The organism is Micromonospora sp. M51 (assembly GCF_018070305.1).
Classification (GTDB): domain Bacteria; phylum Actinomycetota; class Actinomycetes; order Mycobacteriales; family Micromonosporaceae; genus Micromonospora; species Micromonospora parva.
The window spans coordinates 1-465 of the sequence record NZ_JAGPXZ010001499.1; the positions used below are offsets into that span (position 1 = coordinate 1).

Consider the following 465-nt stretch of genomic DNA (forward strand, 5'->3'; position numbering starts at 1 on the left):
TCTATGAGGGTTCGGTCTGGTACTGGGCTCACTTCACCGCAGACACAACACGTACGCTCAAGCTCAATGCCAACGGTGGTCAGGGCGCACCCAAGCCCAATGGCGTCGACCCGGCCTTTATGCAAGTCTGGATCAACGGCACCTACACCGGAGCCCATCGCGCGATCGGGAACACGACGAGCATCGAGCTCCCCTCCTCGGTCAAGGCCGGCGATCCGGTCGTCCTCTCGGTCGTCGTCCACAACCTCGGCCAGAACCTCGACTGGTCCGACAACGGGTTGTCGCGCCAGTCCCGCGGTCTCAACTCCGCCAGCCTGCCTGCGAAGGGGGCGGTCACCTGGCGGGTCCGTGGCGCACTAAGCACCGAACAGACGGCGATACCGCCCGGACGATGTACAACAATGGTGGCCTGTACGGCGAGCGCGCCGGATGGTATCTGCCGGGCATGCCCGACAAGGACTGGAC

General features: G+C 64.5%; 1 protein-coding gene. It reads left to right on the forward strand.

What is annotated here, in order from left to right; genetic code table 11:
• Positions 1-465, forward strand: a 465-nt coding sequence (locus KBX53_RS35640; protein ID WP_210864105.1) for a beta galactosidase jelly roll domain-containing protein, incomplete at both ends; no start/stop codon positions are given.